The organism is Halosolutus halophilus (genome assembly GCF_022869805.1).
Classification (GTDB): Archaea; Halobacteriota; Halobacteria; order Halobacteriales; family Natrialbaceae; genus Halosolutus; species Halosolutus halophilus.
Map to the genome: position 1 here is coordinate 1,025,562 of NZ_CP094974.1, position 18,132 is coordinate 1,043,693.

The 18,132-nt window shown below is 62.3% G+C and carries 19 protein-coding genes; 13 read left to right on the plus strand and 6 right to left on the minus strand.

The window, feature by feature from the left end:
- The first annotated feature begins 156 nt into the window (after positions 1 to 156).
- The 3 genes from MUG98_RS04925 to MUG98_RS04935 all read left to right on the plus strand — a co-directional run bounded on the left by MUG98_RS04925 (position 157) and on the right by MUG98_RS04935 (position 1,590).
- A complete protein-coding gene (locus MUG98_RS04925) occupies positions 157 to 333 on the plus strand; it encodes a hypothetical protein (RefSeq protein ID WP_265111037.1) in 177 nt (58 codons plus the stop codon).
- 312 nt (positions 334 to 645) lie between these two features.
- A complete protein-coding gene (locus MUG98_RS04930) occupies positions 646 to 1,236 on the plus strand; it encodes a MaoC family dehydratase (protein ID WP_265111038.1) in 591 nt (196 codons plus the stop codon).
- A 126-nt stretch (positions 1,237 to 1,362) separates the two neighbouring features.
- Entirely contained in the window at positions 1,363 to 1,590 is a 228-nt protein-coding gene (locus tag MUG98_RS04935; RefSeq protein ID WP_265111039.1) for a hypothetical protein, read from the plus strand.
- Between the two features lie 80 nt (positions 1,591 to 1,670).
- On the opposite strand, the gene MUG98_RS04940 is transcribed toward MUG98_RS04935, so the two are convergent.
- From MUG98_RS04940 to MUG98_RS04950, 3 genes are all read right to left on the minus strand, one after another.
- On the minus strand, positions 1,671 to 2,747 hold the full coding sequence (locus MUG98_RS04940; RefSeq protein ID WP_265111040.1) for a hypothetical protein: 1,077 nt from the start codon (positions 2,745 to 2,747) through the stop codon (positions 1,671 to 1,673).
- A 951-nt stretch (positions 2,748 to 3,698) separates the two neighbouring features.
- Positions 3,699 to 4,679, minus strand: coding sequence for an alpha-ketoacid dehydrogenase subunit beta (locus tag MUG98_RS04945; protein WP_265111041.1), 981 nt, complete (start codon positions 4,677 to 4,679; stop codon positions 3,699 to 3,701).
- 2 nt (positions 4,680 to 4,681) lie between these two features.
- Positions 4,682 to 5,797, minus strand: a complete 1,116-nt coding sequence (locus MUG98_RS04950; RefSeq protein ID WP_265111042.1) for a thiamine pyrophosphate-dependent enzyme — start codon at positions 5,795 to 5,797, stop codon at positions 4,682 to 4,684.
- Between the two features lie 332 nt (positions 5,798 to 6,129).
- Here MUG98_RS04950 and MUG98_RS04955 point away from each other — a divergent pair, with 332 nt between their 5' ends.
- The 4 genes from MUG98_RS04955 (at position 6,130) to MUG98_RS04970 (ending at position 9,302) form a co-directional block, all read left to right on the plus strand.
- On the plus strand, positions 6,130 to 6,585 hold the full coding sequence (locus MUG98_RS04955; protein WP_265111043.1) for a response regulator: 456 nt from the start codon (positions 6,130 to 6,132) through the stop codon (positions 6,583 to 6,585).
- Between the two features lie 783 nt (positions 6,586 to 7,368).
- Positions 7,369 to 8,178, plus strand: a complete 810-nt coding sequence (locus tag MUG98_RS04960) for a helix-turn-helix transcriptional regulator (protein ID WP_265111044.1) — start codon at positions 7,369 to 7,371, stop codon at positions 8,176 to 8,178.
- Positions 8,179 to 8,434: 256 nt separating this feature from the next.
- Complete coding sequence (locus MUG98_RS04965; protein ID WP_265111045.1) at positions 8,435 to 8,980, plus strand: hypothetical protein; 546 nt, start codon at positions 8,435 to 8,437, stop codon at positions 8,978 to 8,980.
- Between the two features lie 28 nt (positions 8,981 to 9,008).
- The gene (locus tag MUG98_RS04970; protein ID WP_265111046.1) at positions 9,009 to 9,302 is read left to right on the plus strand and encodes a GYD domain-containing protein; all 294 of its coding nucleotides are present in this window, start codon (positions 9,009 to 9,011) and stop codon (positions 9,300 to 9,302) included.
- A gap of 136 nt (positions 9,303 to 9,438) precedes the next feature.
- On the opposite strand, the gene MUG98_RS04975 is transcribed toward MUG98_RS04970, so the two are convergent.
- The 3 genes from MUG98_RS04975 to MUG98_RS04985 form a co-directional block, all read right to left on the minus strand.
- The gene (locus MUG98_RS04975; protein WP_320443114.1) at positions 9,439 to 9,666 is read right to left on the minus strand and encodes a hypothetical protein; all 228 of its coding nucleotides are present in this window, start codon (positions 9,664 to 9,666) and stop codon (positions 9,439 to 9,441) included.
- Positions 9,667 to 9,776: 110 nt separating this feature from the next.
- Positions 9,777 to 13,232, minus strand: a complete 3,456-nt coding sequence (locus MUG98_RS04980; RefSeq protein ID WP_265111047.1) for a PAS domain S-box protein — start codon at positions 13,230 to 13,232, stop codon at positions 9,777 to 9,779.
- 297 nt (positions 13,233 to 13,529) lie between these two features.
- Positions 13,530 to 14,156 carry a beta-class carbonic anhydrase gene (locus MUG98_RS04985; protein ID WP_345779807.1) on the minus strand — a complete coding sequence of 209 codons (627 nt, stop codon included), beginning with the start codon at positions 14,154 to 14,156 and terminating at the stop codon, positions 13,530 to 13,532.
- A 408-nt stretch (positions 14,157 to 14,564) separates the two neighbouring features.
- Here MUG98_RS04985 and MUG98_RS04990 point away from each other — a divergent pair, with 408 nt between their 5' ends.
- The 6 genes from MUG98_RS04990 to MUG98_RS05015 all read left to right on the plus strand — a co-directional run bounded on the left by MUG98_RS04990 (position 14,565) and on the right by MUG98_RS05015 (position 17,557).
- Positions 14,565 to 14,903: a DUF7130 family rubredoxin-like protein gene (locus MUG98_RS04990; RefSeq protein WP_265111049.1), complete on the plus strand. Its 339-nt coding sequence runs from the start codon at positions 14,565 to 14,567 to the stop codon at positions 14,901 to 14,903.
- 54 nt (positions 14,904 to 14,957) lie between these two features.
- A complete protein-coding gene (locus MUG98_RS04995; RefSeq protein ID WP_265111050.1) occupies positions 14,958 to 15,278 on the plus strand; it encodes a hypothetical protein in 321 nt (106 codons plus the stop codon).
- A 358-nt stretch (positions 15,279 to 15,636) separates the two neighbouring features.
- Positions 15,637 to 16,617, plus strand: a complete 981-nt coding sequence (locus MUG98_RS05000; RefSeq protein ID WP_265111051.1) for a hypothetical protein — start codon at positions 15,637 to 15,639, stop codon at positions 16,615 to 16,617.
- Complete coding sequence (locus MUG98_RS05005) at positions 16,618 to 16,941, plus strand: molybdopterin-binding protein (RefSeq protein ID WP_265111052.1); 324 nt, start codon at positions 16,618 to 16,620, stop codon at positions 16,939 to 16,941.
- A gap of 40 nt (positions 16,942 to 16,981) precedes the next feature.
- Entirely contained in the window at positions 16,982 to 17,254 is a 273-nt protein-coding gene (locus MUG98_RS05010) for a winged helix-turn-helix domain-containing protein (RefSeq protein ID WP_265111053.1), read from the plus strand.
- A gap of 12 nt (positions 17,255 to 17,266) precedes the next feature.
- The gene (locus MUG98_RS05015) at positions 17,267 to 17,557 is read left to right on the plus strand and encodes a DUF8036 family membrane protein (RefSeq protein ID WP_265111054.1); all 291 of its coding nucleotides are present in this window, start codon (positions 17,267 to 17,269) and stop codon (positions 17,555 to 17,557) included.
- The last annotated feature ends 575 nt before the right edge of the window (positions 17,558 to 18,132 follow it).

The window sequence follows — 18,132 nt, forward strand, 5'->3', positions numbered from 1 at the left end:
CGTCGATCGAGATGCAACGCGGGATTACCGCGTCGGATGCGGCGAGACCTGCGAGCCGGTGATCGCAACCGACACGACCGCCGTCCGCGATCCGATGATCGTGTGTGGTATTGACTAGCACAACCTATTTGCCGTCTCCGAGAGTAACAGGGACCAATGAACGGGGATCATCTCTATTGCCCCTGTTGTGAGCGGGCCATACGGACCGAATCGAACCTCCGGTACCATCTGCTGACCAAACATCGCCGGAGCGAACTGAGCGCTAGCATCATCGACCTTCTCCGGGCACAGCAGGACCGGCGCCGTGAGGAACGAGCGCTCGTGCCGCGGTGATCGACGGTTTTCAGTTCGGTCAGAACCGCTGCGAAACGGAGCAGTGGCCGCTCGGGACTCGAATCGGCGTGCGCTCCCGACACTCTCAGCACCCGCGGTGCCGCCCCACGACCCAATGACCGGGGCGGGGCATCGCGGACGGGGGCAGATTAGGCCGTGTTCGGGGCCCGGGGCGTGACACCGCGCTGGCGCAGGTTCGTCGCCAGCCGCGGCGTAGCGCTGGCTTGCACACCAGCGGCGCGGGATCAATCTTCGATGACGTCCGTGAAACGATTGGACCTGTTAATTGCTATCGATACGCATATGGCGCGTATGTTCGTGGACGCCTGGACCGAGATGACCAAATCGATGCTCCGGAGTTCCAGGGCACTGAATCGGGCAGCGCTCTCCCTCTTTCGCAACGAGGCAACACGGGAACCCCTGCTTCCGGCCGTCGACTCCGTCGCGTTCGACCAGCACAGCTGGGAGTTCGAGCGATCCGTCGACACTTCCGACGAAATCACGATCGGCGACACGGTCTCGTTTTCGAAAGTCCTCCACGAGGACGACATCCGGGCGTTCGCTCAGATCACCGGCGATACCAATCGTCTCCACCTCGACGACGAGTTCGCCGAGAAGACGCGATTCGGCGGCCGCATCAGCCACGGGGCGCTGGTCGCCGGGATCATCAGTGCCGCCCTCGCCCGCCTTCCCGGACTGACGATCTATCTCTCCCAGGATCTGAACTTCCTCCATCCCGTCCGGATCGGCGATCGCGTCCGCGGGCGCGTCGACGTCATCGAGGCGCTCGCCCCCGACCGGTACCGACTCTCGACGGTCATCGAGACCGAGACCGCGGGCCAAGCGACGACGGTCGTCGACGGCGAGGCCGTCGTACTGATCGACGAGCTTCCGGACCCGTAGGAGCAGCCGCCGGACGAGGAAATAGACCGGGACGACGACGTCATCCTCTTCGGCGAGGACGTCTAGGAGTTCGGCGGAAACTTCGGCGAAACGGCCTGCCTCCACGAGAAGTACGACGCCGATCGGATGCGCAACACGCCGCTCGCGGAGATCGGAATCGCGGGGATGGCACTCGGCGCTGCCGTCGGCGGGATCCGGCCCGTCGCGGAACTGCAGTTCGCCGACTTCGTGGCGACCGCCGGCGACGAGATATTCAACCAGATCTCGAAACAACCGTACGTCAGCGGCGGCAGTCTCGAGGCACCGCTGACGATCTTCGCTCCGTCCGGAGCGGGCATCGGGGCGGGCGCATAGCGCTCACAGTCGGTCCACTCCTGGCTCGGAAACGTTCCCGGATGGGGCGTCGTCACCGGACCCTTTCCGCTCCGGCCGAGTCAGTCGTCGTCCTCGGCCGCGACGCGCCACGTGCCGGTAACAGAGACCCGGGTTCCATCGATCTCGACGTCACGTGTACTCGCGGAGGTCCCGACCTGGTTCTCGACGGCTGCTCGCTGCGGAGTTTTTCCCTCCGGAAAGACTGCGGCGATTGACCCGTTGCCCTCCTCGGGCCCCAGCGTGACGGAACTGACGAGGCCATCGGCGTCCGCGAAGACGTCCGCCGCGTCGACGAACTCGCGATCGACCTGCTCGTCAGCCGTGGCTTCGTCGGGTTCGACGCCCCAGGCGCCGATCGTGACGTGACCGTGCCCGGCCTCTGTGAGTGCCCAGCCCCCATCGTCGTCGTCGCCGAGGCGGTCCACGCCACCGGTCGTCGCGTCCAGAACGCTATCGAGATCGGAATCCTCGTCGAGCGCCGTGACGAGCACGTCGTCCTTGACGGCGAACTGGCGGCCGTCGGTCCCGAAGAGGCCCTCCGCCGTCCCCTCGTAGACGTCGAACCCATCGCGCTCGTCTGCAGGTTCGAACCCGTCCGAGGCGGCGACGACGGTTCTGGCGTCGAACGCACCGCGAAAGACACCGACGCCGTCAACCAGTAACACGGAATCGATACGGACCGATCCGTCGACGTCGTCAGTTCCCTCGTCTGCGTCTCCGTTGCCCGACTCGTTTTCGGGGACGGCGTCCTCGTCGAGGCCCTCCAGTACCACGTCGCCGAACCCGTACGGGTACAGGCCGAATCCGAGGCCCAGTGCGCCGATGACCAGTCCGGTTGTCGGGTACGCGACCAGCGGGTCGACGTCCACCGGCGGACTGTCGGAGTCGAGATCGAGGTCGACGGCGTCGGGGAGTTCGTCGGCGTACGGGAGTTCCTCCTCGCCGTCGAACGCCCGGAGCCAGGACGCGTCGATGTGGACGAAGAAGACGCCGTCGTCATCGTCGGCCCCACCTCGAGGCGTGTCCTCGCCGTAGGCGGGCTGTTCGCTGCCGGCGAAGACGCCGGTACAGCCCGCCATCGCCACGATCGGGAGGGCTGTCGCCGTCTTCAGAACGTCACGACGCTGGAGTGTCATCCTGACGGGAACACGTTCTCTGCGGGATATAAAAACTTTGGAGAGTCGCTGAACTGGTGTGGAATCATCACGTTCACCGACTGCAAAAAACCCGAAGTCGATCGATTTCGTCGACGAGATCCCGAAAACGCCGTACGTCAAGATGGACGAGAAGACGCTTCGCGCCGTACTGGGACGACGAGGAGCGGGCCGTCGGCTGACCCTGTCCTCGTTCTTTCGGGCGAGAGGCGTCACTCTCGGAGGCGGCGATCACGCGCCCGGTCGTCGTCGGTTCGACAACGGCCCACACGCCGTCTCGTGGTCTGTCTCCGCGCCACCGACCACTGTCTTCCAGTACCTCCGAGGGGTCACCCGCGCCGCTGCTGTATTCCCTCTAGCGCGGCCGAGCGGGTCGTGTATCCGATCCCGATCGCATCACAAGCCACACACTCCCAGCGGTATTCGCCCCTGAATCCGCGGATCGAAACGGGAGCGTCGCAGTCGGGACAGCGCCTTCGCCGACGGGCCTCTCGGACTCGCTCGAGGATATCGACAACGGTCCTGTTCTCGTTCATGCCACCTCCTGCTGGCAATCGTTCTCATATAGGCTTTCCCGTTCGCGACAGCCCTCGACGGACAGTCCGCGGGAAGACGTTGAGGCGACTCGTCGCGACGCACCGTCCTCGCGATCGGTGGCCTGATCGACCGGTCGACACCACCAGCGTTCCCCCGGCCCGTTGCGGAAACGTTTGCCAACAGCTGGTAGGTTTATATTCGTTTACTCGCTATGCTGAAGCGGGTTCGTAGCGATCCGGTACCCGACTACGAGTCCGAATTCCATACCAGTCTGAACTCGCGGAGTTCAGTTTCCTGTCAGGGCATCCATCCCTGACCTTCCTGCGACACGCATCTACCGAGTGCACAACAGCGGCGAACTCGTCAGCGGCGCCACTCGCGATCGGCTGGGTCGAGTCAGACCTCGCTGACCTCCCGGATCGCCTCCGTGACCCGGGTCGCGTTCGGGAGCTGGAAGTCCTCGAGTTCGTACAGCGGGTAGACCGCGTCCCACCCGGTGACGCGCGCGATCGGCGCCTCCTGGTAGAACAGGGCCTCCTCCTGGAGGAGCGCCGTGATCTCGCCGGCCAGGCCGCCCGTCCGCGGCGCCTCGTGGACGACCACGGCCCGGCCGGTCTTTTTGAAGGAGTCGACGATCGTCGCTCTGTCCATCGGCGATAGCGTCCGGAGATCCACCACTTCGACGTCGATCTCCTCCGCCAGTTCGTCGGCCGCGTCGAGGGTTGGCCGGGTCATCGCGCCCCAGGTGAACGCGGAGACGTCCTCGCCCTCGCGCCGCACGCTCGCGTCGCCGATCGGCACCTCGTAGGTTCCTTCGGGGACCGCCTCGCGGAACGCGCGGTAGATCTTCTTCGGTTCGAAGAACAGGACCGGATCCGGGTCGCGAATCGCCGCCGTCAGCAGCCCTTTCGCGTCCCGTGGCGTACTCGGGACGATTACCTTGAACCCAGGGTGGTGGACGAAAATCGCCTCCATCGATTCCCCGTGCAGGTCGGGCGCGCGAACCCCGCCGCCGAACGGCGCGCGCACGACCAGCTGGCCGGGAAACTGCCCCCGCGAGCGGGCGTTCATGCGGGCGGCCCGGGTGAACAGTTGCTCCAGCGCGGCGTAGGTGAAGCCCATGAACTGGATCTCCGCCACGGGCCGCAGTCCGGAGGCGGCCAATCCGATGGCCGCCCCCGCGATCCCCGTCTCCGTGAGCGGCGTGTCGACGACCCGATCGGGGCCGAACGCGTCGCGAAGGCCCTCGGTCGCACGGAAGACGCCCCCGGATCGACCGACGTCCTCGCCGAGGACGACGACCGACTCGTCGCGGGCCATCTCGTCGTGGAGTCCTTCGGCGACCGCCTCGACCAGCGTGAGCGTGTCGGCCGCCATGGTTACCACCGGAACGCCTCCTCGCCGTGTCTCTCGTAGAGGTCCAGCAGCTCCGCCCGCTGGCTCTCGACGTAGTCCGGCGGGTTGGCGAACACCTCGTCGAACACGTCGCCGGGGCCCTGCTCCGCCGCCACCGCGAGCGCCTCGTCGGCCGCCTCCCGAGCTCGCTGCTCGGCGGCCTCGCGCACCGACGCGGCGTACTCCTCGTCCCAGAGCCCGCGGTCCTCGAGCACCCGCTCGTAGCGGTCGATCGGATCGCGCTCGCGCCACGGTTCGATCGCCTCCTCGGATCGGTAGCGCCCGTGGTCGTCGCTCGAGGAGTGGGCGCCGCGACGGTAGGTCAGCGCCTCGAGCAGCACCGGCTCGCCGTCCCGGGCACGCTCGACGGCGCACCGGGTTTCGCGGTAGGTCGCCAGCACGTCGTTTCCGTCGACCAGCACGCCGTCGAACCCGTAGCCGGCCGCCCGCTGGGCAAACGTGTCGGCGGCGGTCTGTTCCTCGACGGGGGTCGAGATGGCCCACTGGTTGTTGAGCACCAGGAACACGACCGGGAGCTCGAGCACGCCGGCGAAGTTGAGCCCGGCGTGGAAATCGCCCTTGCTCGCCCCGCCGTCGCCGACCGTGACGAGCCCGACCTCGTCGTATCCCTGCAGCTTGCGCCCCCACACGAGCCCGGCCGTCTGCGGGAGCTGCGTGCCGACAGCGACGATGTGGGGCAGCCGCCGTTCGTACGGGTCCATCCGGTCGATGTCGTCGGTTTCCCACGTCTCGTATCCGCGAAGCCAGAAGAGGAGGATGTCCTCGAGCGGCCGCCCGCGCTGGATGTGGGCCCCGTACTGGCGCCACTCGGTGTTGAGCCAGTCCCGATCGGCGAGCGCCGCCGCCGGCCCCACGTGGGCCGCCTCCAGGCCGCGACACTCCATCCAGAAGTGAAACTCCCCCCGCCGCTGCAAGGTCCGGCCCCGCTCTTCGAGGGCCCGCGCCTGTACCATCGACTCGTACAGCTCCCGGAACTCGTCGTCGTCGAGCTCGAGGGCCGCAACCTCGGCCGCGTCGTAGGAGCCGTCCGGGGCAACGATTCGCTTGCACTCGTCGTACTCCTCCGGAACCCTGGTCATGGATAGCACGTCTCGCTCGGCTGTGATATATGTTGACGCCTCTTGGGCCGGGGTCGCTCGTCGAGTTCACTGGTGCGATCGGTCTCGGGATCGATCGCCGGGCCGCGCCCGATCGCAACGCTCGTCTCGTGGGCACCACGTTCGAACGCATCCCCGAATTCTCGCTCACGACCGATGCGAACTTCCCGTTGAGAGTCCTAGCAATTCCGTTAGAATGACCGTCCTATTCGTCGAGGACCTGACGGAATGTTCCATCAATCTCCGGTGATATCTAACTACGAGTGAGGACGTGCGGCCGAGTCACTTATCCCTCCCCATCGACAGATTCGATCATGGATAGCCGCCCCTCAAACCTCCCTGAGGCGCAAATATTATTGATCGAGGATAACCCTGGGGACGTACGTCTGATCGAAGAAGCCTTCCACGACGGCCAGATCAACAATCACCTGCACACTGTCACTGATGGTCGAGAAGCACTGGACTTCGTTCACCGCCAGGACGAATACGTGGATGCACCCCGCCCAGACATCATCCTCTTAGACCTCAACTTGCCGCGAGTGGACGGTGAAGACGTTCTTCATGAAATCAAACATCACCCGGAACTGGAACACGTCCCCGTCATTATTCTGTCTGGACTGGACGACGAACTCATCGAATCACGCGACCTCGATCACGATGCAGACGAAGATGCAGTCCTCGAAAAACCGGTTGATCCCGGCGAGTTCGTTGACGTGATATGCGGATTCGACGACTTCCGGTTGTCCATTGTTCGTACTCGGGACGAGTAGGACCTCCACGTGGAATTTCGAGCGGTTGTGCCGGTCACCGATCGGAAGGACGATAACCCGCTTTGGAACTGCCTCACCTGTACTTATCGCTGAGGGTGCCATCATCAGCTGTGGAATTCAACAGAGCCAATCAGCGCCGTCGATCGCAGCCCGTAATTCGACCACTCCTTTCGACCGTGGTAAGACACGGCGCGTACTATGAGCCGCTTCTGGACAATGCGTCGCCAACGGCTGATTGGAGGTATCGGAGTTCCTGAAAATTGAGCGGTGTGTCTCAGCAGCGTCTCGTGTGATGTCGAAGCTAGTCGCGCCGAGGTGGACTACGCCGATACGGCGATCGTCTGGGAACTCGACCCTCCCTCGGTCGTCCGTAACGCGATCGACGTCCCGATGAAGTTCGTGGACTGACACTCGTCTGCTTCCCAACTCCGACACCTCGTCCCTCAGTTGCCGAACGATGGCTTCACTTGGACGGCCGTACAGATCGATGGATTCGAGTTCGATGAACTCCCCGATCGGCGGAAACTTCGGACCCGCAACCTCCACGTGAAACTCCAACGACGCCTGATCACCGTGTATATGCACCGCGGTCATTCGCTGTCCATCGCCACTGATAGACGTTGACGGCCAGAATCTCTGGCTCATTGGCCTCGACGAAGTTCACCAGTTCCGCCATCGCCGTCTCGAGTTGCAATTCGTCCGTCTTTGAGCCACCTCCACCCGAAGTTGGACCACCGCCCGAGAGGACCGAATAGCTATACCGCCGGGTCGCGTACGAGTGCCATGTTATCAAGCACCACGGGGTCCCCCCTCGAAGACACTGAGTTTCTCGTGCGGTCAGAACACCGTGTTAAAGCGCTCGGCGCCCTGGCCAGGCGTCCCCAGAGCCGTGCCGACCTCCGGACACGCACCGAAGTTTCACGGTCTACGATAGGACGCACGTTGCGCGAGTTCGAAGAACGACAGTGGATCAGGAGGGACGGACACCAGTTCGAGGCCACGCAACTGGGTGCGTTCGTCGCGTCGGGAATGCAGGAGCTGATCGAACGGATCGAAATCGAGCACACGCTCCGAGACATCTGGGAATGGCTCCCGTCCGAGGCAAGCGGTTTCACCATCGAGATGGCGTCCGAGGCGGTCGTGACGGACGCCGGTGCCGACGACCCCTACGGCCCCGTGAACCGATTCGTGTCGCTGCTCCGGAAGACGGACCGGTTTCGGTTCGTCGGGTACGATGTCGCCCTGCTCGAGCCGTGTAAGGACGAACTCTCCCAGCGGATCCTCGACGGCATGCGGACGGAGATCATCGATCCGCCAAGCGTTGCGAAGTACGTCCTCGCAGCCCACAGGGACCACTGTTCTGCGCCGTTGGAGAGCGGCAATCTGACGGTCCTGGTACACGACAACGTGCCTTCGTACGGGGTCAGTCTCTTCGACGACCGGATCGCAATCAGCGGCTACAACCCCGACAGCGGGACGGTCCAGGTATTGCTCGATACCGACGCCTCGGAGGCGCGTGAGTGGGCGGAATCGACCTACGAAGCCTACCGACGCGGGGCGCGACCGTTCACTCTCGAGCCGACCGTAGAGTGATTACAGCGTGGCATCAGCAGCCGGGTATCGTCCCGCTTGGTCAGTCGAGGGGGCAGGAATACGCTGGCGGCTAATTTCCGTTGCTGTCTCACCGTCTGTCGGTGCTGGCGACTACCGTGGGCAACGAGGTGGTCCCCATATCGTGGCCGCCCTGCAGCAGGTGACCAGGTGTCGCCGACTGCATGGCAGTCAGTGGGGGCCGGAAGGTCACTAACTGCCTACATATTCCTCCGAACTGTAGCCTCTCTCGCCGACAATGAGCGTAGAACAACCAACAGTTGACGGACACGGTACTGACACTAACTACGAACACGGACGTGGGTTACGACTCGGATCGTTCCTGATGGCGCTCGCGGGCGTCGCCTTCGTCGGGTACGGAGTCGTCTTCCTCGCCAGGACGTTCTCCGGTACCGGCTTCGAGCTCGGCGTCGCAAGCCTGAACGGGGCCACTCGGGCGGATCTCAACGCGATCGACCCGGCCATCGTCCACTACATCAACCATCTTCACGTTGCCACTGCGGCGTTTATCATCGCCACCGGGTTCGCCATCACGGCGCTGGCGTGGTATGGGGTTCGGAGTGGACAGCTGTGGGCGTGGACAACGGCGGTCGTCGCCGCCGTGGTCGCGCTGGGCATCGCACTCCCGATGCACTACATGGATCTCTTCACCCACAACTGGGTGTCGCACCTCGGTCCCATCTACCTCGCAACGATCGTATTCGTGGTCGGTGCTGGACTCGCGTACCGGGGGGTGCGATTCGGGTCCCAGCCAGCAGACTCAAACGGGGAGACCGGAGCCTAACGGCTCTCTTCCGACGTTACCTTGACCAATGCCAACATACGTATTCCTGACCACGTTCACCCAACAGGGGATCGAACACGTCTCCGACAGCCCCGACCGGACCGAAGATGCGAAAGCCGAGGTCGAGTCGATGGGCGGGACGTGGAAGGCGTTTTTCGTCACGATGGGACGGTACGACGGCCTCGTTATCGCCGAGTTCCCGGACGATGAAACCGCTGCGCAAGCGGCTCTCACGCTCGCCAGCAGCGGCAACGTCACGACCGAGACGCTTCGGGCCTTCACACTGGACGAGTTCCGCGACCTTGTCGACACCATGCCGTAAATCGCTCCCCCTCCGTGAGGCATCGGATCTGTCCGTCCCACGTTGACGCGACGATGGATGCAGTCGCCGTCATCGGATTCGTAGACGGACAGGTGACGAAACCGAACGGGATGTCGTTACGGCAAACGTGCAGCCATCACTGGAGGGCTGCGTCCGTGAATCGTTCCCGGGTCTGCTGCCCTCTCGGTTCGCACGACGGGCACAATCGGACGACCGAGAGCCAGCGCTGGTCGAGTGAGTGGCCGATGTCGATGAATTCGGCAGGACCGACCGGTTTCGGGAAATGGACGCTGTCTGGATGGGGCGCGTCGGCGTACGCGTTGCGCTGGAAGAGTGTGCTCCGCGCCTCGAGCCTGCCTTCCACGACGTAGAACGTATCGTCGATCCGTCCTTCCTTGAATGCCTCCTTCGTGAGGCGACGTCACCTGGAGTATCCCCGACCAACAGGATGTCCGCGGGTCGCAGTCCCGCCGCTCAGTCAGTGGCTCCTTCCTTATCTGCCGGCAGCGTGAACGAGAAGGTCGCGCCCTCGCCGGGGTCGGAGTCGACCCAGATGTCTCCGTCGTGTCGTTCGACGATCCGCTCGCAGAGTGCGAGTCCGATGCCGGTCCCGGAGTGGTCGCTAGCGTGGAGGCTCTGGAACACCTCGAAGACGCGCTCTCTGTCCTCGGGGTCGATGCCGATTCCCTCGTCGCTGACCGAGATCACCCATTCGTCGGTGTTCCGCTCGGCTGCGACGTGGACTCGCGGCGGTTCGTCGCCGCTGTATTCGATCGCGTTGGACAGCAGGTTCTGGAACACCTGGTTGAGCTGGCCGCCGTCGCCGTAGACGCGGGGCAGTTCCTCGGCGATGATCTCGGCGTCGCTCTCCTCGATTTTTACCTGCAGGTCCTGCAGGACGTCCTCGAATACGGCGTCGAGGTCGACCGACTCGAACGAGTCGCCTCTGGTGTCGACCCGGGAGTACTGGAGCAACCCCTCGATCATCTCGCGCATGCGATCGGCGCCGTCGACCGCGTACTCGAGGAACTCCTCGCCGTCCCCGTCGAGAACGTCTCCGTAGCGGCGCTCGAGCAACTGCAGATAGCTCGAGACCATCCGCAGCGGTTCTTGAAGATCGTGAGAGGCGGCGTACGCGAACTGCTCTAAGCGCTCGTTGGACTCCTGGAGCTTCTGCTCGTACTCCCGCCGTTCGGTGACGTCCTGGACGACGAGCATGCCCGCATACACCTCGTCGTCGGCGTTCCTGACGGGCAAGGTCTGATTGTACAGGTGCCGGCCGGAGTATTCGGTCTCGAAGGAGTTCGACTCCCCCTCGAGTGCGGCCTGGAAGTACGGCTCGACCTCCTCGAGGAGGTCATTCGGATAGAGTTCGCGAACGCTGACTCCGATCCGGTCCTCGGGATCGAGGCCTTCCGCTTGCAGGAGCTGGCCGCCCGCGGCCGTGTAACGCAGGTCTTCGTCGAACAGCGCCACCGCACCGTTGGGGAAGTCCTCCACGAGCGTCCGGTAGCGCCGTTCGGACTCCTCGAGGGCCCGCTCGTGCTCCTTGCGCTCGGTGATGTCCTCGGCGATACCGATGACGCGGTCCCGCCCGTCGGTGCGGACGGGACCGGCCCGAACCTTGAGCCACCGGACTTCGCCGTCGGGACGGACGATACGGTATTCATCGTCGAACCCTTCGTCCGGTACGTCGGCGTATGTCTCCTCGACGCGCTGGCGGTCGTCCGGGTGGACCGCCTCGATGAACGTAACGGGATCGTCGTACAGCGACTCTCGATCGCGGCCCCAGATCTCCTCGTAGGCCGGGTTGAGGTAGAGGATTTCCCGCGTGTCGGGGTCGGACATCCAGACCATCTCGTCGAGGTTCTCAGCGAGCATCCGAAACTTCGCCTCGCTCTCTTCGAGCGCCCGCTCGCGCTCCTTGCGCTCGGTGATGTCTCGACCGATGCCCGCCAGCACCGGGTTCCCGTCGGGGTCGTCGAGCGTTGATGTGACGAACTCGTAGGGGACGGACTCGCCGTCCCTGGTGACCAGTTCCGCTTCGGCCTGCGCGCTCCCAGTCTCGAACCCCTCGGCGATGGCGTCCGCGATCGTCTCCTGGTCGTCCTCGTCGAAGGCTTCCAGGGCCTGCATCGACGCGATCTCCCTATCCGAGTAGCCGGTTACCTCGCAGACGCTCTCGTTCCACCGCTGTATGGTTCCGTCTGCGTCGAGGACGTAGAACATGTCGTCGATGGCGTCCAGGATCCGGTCGGTGTACTCCCTGTACTGCTCGAGTTTGTGTTCGTACGCTCGGCGCTCGGTGACGTCCCGGACGACGAGCATGCCCGCGTCCACATCGTCGTTAGCGTTCCTGACCGGGAGGGCGTGGGCCGATAGATGTCGGCCGCGGTACTCGACCTCGAAGGAGTTTGCCTCGCCTGCGAGTGCGGCCTCGAAGTAGGGTTCGATCTCGTCGAGGAGGTCGTCCGGATGGAGTTCGCGGATGCTGCGCCCGATCCGGTCTTCCGGCTCCACGTCGAGTTCGTTCAGGATCTGCCCGCCGACGGCGGTGTACTCGAGGTTCTCGTCGAACAGCCCCACCGAGCCGTTGGGAAAGTTCTCCACGAGCGTCCGGTAGCGCCGCTCGCTCTCCGCGAGCTTGCGCTGGGTCTCTACGTGTTCGGTGATGTCCTGAGACATCCCCAGCGCGGCGAAGACGTCGCCATCGCTGTCTCGGACGGGTGCGATCTGGAACTGATAGACCAGACCATCGGATTCGACTTCGAACGTGCTGGAGTCCCCATCGAGCGCGGCCTCGTAGCGGGGGACGAGTTCGTCGGCCAGTTCTGACGGTATGGCTTCCCTCACCGGCTTCCCTACCACCTCTTCGGCGGTAACGCCGGCCGCGTCGAGTGGGTCGCCGCCGCCGGTTCGGTAGTAAAGATCCTCGTCGACGAGCGCGACGGCGCCATTGGGGAAGTGTTCGACCAGCGCCCGGTAGCGCTGCTCGGACTCCTCGAGCGCTCGCTCGCGCTCCTTGCGCTCGGTGATGTCGCGATCGGAGACGATGATGGAGACGACGTCACCGTCGTCGTTCGTGACCGGCCGGACGTAGCCGCTGAGGGTGTACCGCTCGCCGTCGGGACGAGTGAGGTCAGCCTCGAAGTCGACGTACTCGCCGTCGGCTGCCCGCCTGACCCACTCCTTGACGTCATCCTGGACGCCATTCCCTCCCTCCCACCAGGGGGTCTCCCAGAACGGCTCTCCGGTCACTGCTTCGAGATCGGCATCGATGTACTCCAGAGCCGTCCCGTTGATGTCCAGCACCGTCCCGTCCGGTTCGAGTAGCCCGACGAGGATGTTCGGGTCCTCGAAGATGGCCTCGTACCGGCGTTCCTTCCGCTGCAGGTCCCGCTCGCGCTCCTGGCGTGTGATGGCTGACGTGAGGACGTCCGCGACGTTCTGGACGAACGCGGCGTCGTGTTCGGTGAACTCGCGGCGTTCGGTGTTGTGGGCCCCCAGTACGCCCCATAGGTTTTCGGAAGAACCGATAACGACGCTGATACTACTGACGACGTCGTGGCTGGTTAGCAACTCGGGGCCGAAGAAGCGCTCTTCGGTGCGGAGGTCGTCGACGACGACCGGTTCCTCGGTGCGAAGCATGTGCCCCGTCTGCGAGTTCGGATCGACGGGTATCGTTGCATTCCCGACGAGTCCGTCTCGCCAGCCGACTCCCTGACGCAGAACCCCCTCGTCTCCACCCGGCAGCAACTCGAGTACTGTGCAGTAGTCGGTGTTCAACGTTTCTGCGACTGCTACTGACGCGTCATACAGTACCTGGTCGAACTCGTCAGTTTCCAGGGCTTGCTTCCCAAGGTCGGCGACGACCTCCTGTTGCCGGATCCGCGTCTGAGCGGGTACCCCTGCCTCGGAAGTCGGGTCCATCTACGGAGGGACAGGCCGCGACAGATAAAGAGTTTTCTGTGAATCGGGTCCTTTTAACTGGGACCAGTCCTGCTGGTGTGGCGGTTCAGCGCGGATGATACGAACGAAACATGGTGGTTGTTGTGAACTCGTCCGCTGCGTCTTGCATTCCGTTACTGACAGCAGATCGGTAGTTCGGTCAGAGTCTGCTGAATAGAAGACGCGTATTCAACAGACGCCGCCCTCGGCTACAGTCGGTTGCGAGCGATCTGTACGGAGAAGAGATCTACCAGCGCAGAAAATGCCTGGCGAGACGGATTATTGCTCGGAGACGCGTGTATTGATCTGCTCGGCGACTCGCTCGCCAGGACGTCGGAGGGCATCGCTTTCCACTTCATAGATGTAGCCGTGGACAGTGACCTCATCAGGAACGAGCGGGTGATCCCGAAGATAGTCAACTTGAGCGTGGCACGCCTCATCGACGTCGTCGGTCATCCAGACCCAGTCAGCGATCGATGCGTCACCGATGTCTAAATTCGAGAGGGCGGGGTGGAGATCGACGTCCTGAAGATCCCCGCCGGCGGTGGCCTCAAGCCCTTCAACGACAGCGTCATCGGGGGCGCTCATCATTCCACAATCGGTGTGGTTGATGACGATTATTTCTGTCGTGTCGAAGAAGTTCGTACTCAACGCAGCGCTCCGGATGACGTCACTGGTTACTTTTCCCCCGGCGTTACGGAAGATGTGGGCGTCACCGAGAGACAGCCCTAACGCCTCTTCGACGGGAATCCGTTCATCCATGCACGCGACGACTAGCAACTGTTTGTCCGTCGGGATACCTTTTCGGCGCCGGCGCGCCCAGTTGTCGCGCTCCTCGATCTGCGCTTCGATCCGTTCGAACGCCTGTCTATCCGCTGGTTCGGACCGCTCAGTAGACTCCCCCATATGTGGGGCGTCAACACTGACCATACTCTCGATTGGCGTTGCGGCAACTACCGCCATTATCTGAGACGAAATTCCGTCCAAACTGGCTGGAATAAACCAAGCCGATGTACCGAACTCAGCCTCCGTATGCAGCACGCCGTTTGTGACAGTGTTCAGGCAGAACGCTCAACCGCTGCTGAATAGAAGACACATATTCGGCACACACTATTGCTCGATCAGAGCCGATAAAGAATCGGTAAGTACAAGAATATTCGCTTAGCAGGCTGCCCATTCCGGCCCCAGTTTTACCCCCCTGACTGGTGAAGCGTGTTTTGATGGTAGTAACTCAAATCGCCCACGTGACTTCCTGTTTTCACGAACAGCGGGTCGGGAGGCGATGTGGACTTTCAAAAAATCCAGCGTGAAACTATGAGTGGACGTGGTGAGCGACCCGAAGAAGAGGGAGAAGAACAGGCAGAGCAAGAAGCAGAGTCGATCGCTCTCGGAGAGAATATTTACGATAAAGACGGAGAGTTACTCGGGACTGTACGGGGATACGAGAAGGGAGGGTTCTTCGTATCGACGCGAGACGGCATGGAACAGCTCAGTATCGAACATGCCAGGTCGGGGCACGACTTCGGCGAGGCCCACCTCATGTGGCGATGCATGAACTGCGGTGAGATGGGCGAGATTGCCGACGGACTCCCAGAGCGATGTCCCAACTGCGGCACCGAAAAGGAGGACCTCATGTGGTGGACCGAAGATTGATCGAGTTTCCTCCGCGGGGGAAACGAGAGAGAGGGGATGGGAGATTCGTAAGCTATGGCTCGTGAACCAGCACCCTCCCGAGAGGAGATCAGAGAACGACTTCAGCAGGTCGGGAGATACTCCCGTGTCGTCCGCGCGGGATTCGCAGTCATTCTAACTGCGTTTCTGTTGGCCGTTGTCGGCGTGCTTCCCGCGAATCTCGAAAGTACATCACAGGCAATCGAGTCGGTCCTCATGCCGCTCACGTTCGTCGGGTTGGGCCTGATCCTGTACGGAATCGGAATGCATCTGCACCTGATGCACTTGAATCTCGTCCGGCAGTTACAGCCGCAACCGGAGGAAGTCCCCCTATCGAATGCCGAGCAAGACGATTAATTTTCACCACGACACAGTAGTCCGAGAGTGGCCAACTCACGTATCCATTGAACGGTAGCGTCACCAGAAATCGCTTGGAATAAATACAGTCGTCCTGATAAATGCGCCCTCGGTATTCATTACACCGCTTCTGATAGTTATTCGGGAGTTCGTTCAGTGGTTGCTGCACAAAGAGCACGTATTCATCAGTTATCGAACTGATAGTCGGCGATGCAATAGCTACGTATATGCTCCTGCGAGGCACTCGACCCGACGCAATTTTGAATAGATTTTGAACTAATCTTCAACGGAATCCTCACCGATCTTGTCCACTTCTTGAAAAATTTACTTCGATGGGGCTCGGGTTTGAGCTGGTTGCATGACGATCGATGAGACACGACGGAAGTTCGTCCAGACGGTAGGTGGAATCACGACCCTCGCACTGGCCGGTTGTACCGGCAACGGGAGCGAGGATTCGATGGACAACGGTTCGACGGGTGACGATTCGATGGACGACAGGATGGAACCGTCCGACCCCGCGGACGCATCTCGGGTGACGATAGATCGATTCAGCGAAGAGGCAGGGATGCTGCACGTCCGCGGGCCGGACAACGACCTCCCAGATCCCGGCGAAGCGATCGATTTCGACCGAAACTTTCTCGCCCAGGGATTCGGACCGGAGGGGGAGGTCGTCCAGTACTACGATTTCGACGTCCAGCCGACGGCGCCGGCACCCATCTACGCGTTCTTCGACGAGAACGGTGATCCGGTAGAGGGCCAGCTCAACGTCGTCGGGGTTGTCCCGGGCGACGACGGGTACAACGATTTCTGGCAGGTCAACAAGGTCACGGTCCCCGACGGGTACGAAGCGAACACGATTACTAGTGCCAGCAGCCTGATGGACGCCGAGTACGACGTCGAATCGACCGACGTGATAAAGAATTGCCCGGTCGTTCCCGAGGGCTCGACGGCGTCGATGCGACACGGCGACGGCAGCACCGAACTAGTGGATGGATGGTACGACGGGCAGGTGGTGAGTTATTTCCTGTTCGAAGAAGCACCGATCAAGGCGTCGAACGGATCCGTACTGCGTTCGCCCATTTACGTCACCTTCAACAAAAATCCGGACGAGGAGGGCGGCGGACCACCGTCCGGATTCAAGACCGAGACGGACAGCGCACAGACGCACAACGTGGTCGCGACACTGCCGGGCGACGCCAGGTACTCCCCGCTGTGGCTGGTCAGCATCTATGATAACACTGACTTCGAGAGCGTCTTGGACCTCGAATCGGCCACGAGCGCCTCCATCCTGGCCTCGGACGCGACGAACGTCAACTGTCCAATCGTCTCCGTCCAGTAGTTGCTCGACGAGGAAATGGACGGCCACTGGGAACAGCGCAGGTGGGATGCCACGGGTCCGCTGAACACTGTCGCCAAGCACTGGGCCGACACGCGCCTGGACGACGGCCGTCTCGAGATTACCGGGCACGACTACGCCGGGATCCGAGGTGTCGAGCGTGTCGAGGTGTCCACAGACGGCGCCGCCACCCGGAATTGTGCTGAACTGTCGGAGCCGGTACCTGGCGACGACGTCTGGCGCCAGTGGCGGTATATCTTCGAGACGGACGGGAGGAGGTCGGCGATCAGGGCGATCGACTGGGTCACCGAGACGGTGGGGGGATGAACGCCGAACTCATAACCCGCCGAGACGAGGATACGCACGGATGGAGAAGGCACTCTGGTACCTCTTCGTTGGCATGCGTGGCGGCAAGAACCGCGCGCGCATCATCTCCGCTATCGACGAGCGACCCCGAAACGCCAATCAACTCGCTGAGTGCCTCAACGTCGACTACAATACGGTGAGACACCACCTCGACATGTTACAGGAACACGACGTTATCGAATCCGGCGGCGACGATTACGGGAAGCTATATTTCCTGACCGACCGCTTCGAACGCCACCGCGAGGAGTTCGAAAGCGTTCTGGAGGCGATGTGAATGGTGGATGCTATGGGACCCTGGATGCTGGTAGCGACCGTCCTCTCTGGGGTGAACGTTCTCCTTTTGTCGATATTAACGGTCATCTGGGTGCGCAATTACCGAACGTTCGGATCCGAGATGACCGCAGGACTAGCCGTGTTCGGCGTTGTTATGCTCCTCGAGAATGTCGTCGCAATTTACTTCTTTTTCAGCACCGGGATGCTCTACGCTAATTCCCCGGGCGTCCAGCAGTCCGTGGCCGCCCTCCGCGCGCTTCAGACCGTCGCTCTGGCCTTCCTCACCTACGTCACCGCTAAGTGACGTGACTTTGATCATACTCTCGAAAATCCATCATACGTTTGAAATTCCTCCTGAATACATCCTCTGTATGCAGCACGCCGTTTCTGACAGTGTTCAGGTAGAGCACTCAGCCGATGCTGAACAGGTGTCGCGTGTTCAGCATGCACTGACGTTCAATCGAAACAGAACGAATCGCTCAGTATAGATGAGCGGATTACCGCTGCTAACCAAAAATCCTCCAGTCCCTGTCAAGAACAACGCGCTGGATGCAGAGGCGTCTACGGACGGCGAATAGGCGCTCCGATGAGCGGCGCGATCGACGCGCCCGTGACGAGAAGCCCACCGAGAAGGGTGACGTAGACGCCGATTTCGGGAGGCCACTGGCCAGTAAGTGGGGCAGAGACTGTGATCAGAACCGTACCGACACCGATCGCGCCGAGGATCGGCCCGACGATGGACCACCGACCATGGGAGGTAAGACTCGCCAACACGAGGACGGTGCCGAGTACTGCCCCGAGCAAAAGCCGTTTCCCCCATTGTCGCTCGAAACCGGATTCCATTCCGAGGATGTAGACCCGTGGTTGGATTTCACCGAC